The 1,212-nt window shown below is 51.3% G+C and carries 1 protein-coding gene; it reads right to left on the bottom strand.

Annotated features, from left to right (window positions below):
• Positions 1-60: 60 nt before the first annotated feature.
• Positions 61-1,101 carry an IS481 family transposase gene (locus H4684_RS20500; protein WP_192625179.1) on the bottom strand — a complete coding sequence of 347 codons (1,041 nt, stop codon included), beginning with the start codon at positions 1,099-1,101 and terminating at the stop codon, positions 61-63.
• Positions 1,102-1,212: the final 111 nt, after the last annotated feature.

Genomic DNA, 1,212 nt, shown 5'->3' with positions numbered 1-1,212 from the left:
TGTAGTAGTTCATACTTGATCTGACAGTCGCCCTTTTAACGGGGTGCAGGTCTGTCGGATTTAGTTCAAGCCAGCGACCTTTTCCTGCCAGATGCGCTTACCGTCGAGCATAGTTTCGAGTGGTGTCCGCCCGCAACACATTTTTCCTTGGTGTGTCCGTTCACCGTTATAATAGTCCATCCATTCGTCCAGATCGCCTTGCAATTCTTTCAGTGAGGAGAAGATTTTTTTCCTGAAAGCGACTTGGTAAAACTCGTTGAGGACCGTCTTGTGGAAGCGTTCGCATATTCCGTTTGTCTGCGGATGCCGAGCCTTGGTCTTGGTGTGCTCGATGCCAAAGATGCCGAGAAATAGCTCATAATCATGCGTTTCCAAGCTGCCGCAGTACTCTGTCCCCCTGTCCGTGAGGATGCGGAGCATGCCCATATCCTGGCTTTCAAAAAAAGGCAGGACCTTGTCGTTAAGCATATCCGCAGCCGTGATGGGCGTCTTTGTCGTGTACAGCTTTGCGGCAGCCCATTTCGAATACGTGTCCACGAAAGACTGCTGGTAAATGCGACCTACGCCTTTGATCGTGCCGACATAGAACGTATCCTGGCTGCCAAGATATCCGGGATGAGCGGTTTCAATCTCGCCGCATGCCAGGTCATCGTCCTTCTTTTTCTCCAGAGCCTGCACCTGTGCCTCAGTCAAGACGATACCTTGCTCGGAAGATAGCCTTTCCAAGGCTTTCAGGCGCAGCTTGAAGTTGTGCAATTCGTGCCTGAGCCACACAGAGCGGACACCGGAAGGCGAAACGAACACCCCGGCCTTGCGCAACTCGTTGCTTGTCCGAACTTGGCCGTGAGCAGGGAAGTCCGTGGCATAAGCGACAACCGCGTCTTCGACGTTTGGATCAACCCGATTCTTAAGATTCGGTTTACGTCGGTTCTTGTCAAAGAGTGCTTGAACTCCGCCTTCGTCCTTGGCAGCTTTGTACCGGTAGAACGTGTCGCGCGAAAAGCCCATGAGCTTGCAGGCCTTGGAGACGTTGTCGAGTTCTTCAGCGAGATTGAGCAGTCCCAGCTTGTGTTTTATGACGTTCTGATTGAAATTGGCCATGAGGTTCTCCTTTGAGCATGGTGCTCGTTGATGGTTGTCTTGCAACCCCATCAAAAGGGAGAACCTCTTAAATTTCAAGAGGAAGTGTCAGATCAAGTCGGAACTATTTCA

Source organism: Desulfomicrobium macestii (assembly GCF_014873765.1).
GTDB classification, from domain to species: Bacteria; Desulfobacterota; Desulfovibrionia; order Desulfovibrionales; family Desulfomicrobiaceae; genus Desulfomicrobium; species Desulfomicrobium macestii.
Note: the sequence above shows the minus strand (reverse complement) of the source record. Positions and strands in the feature narration are given on the sequence as shown.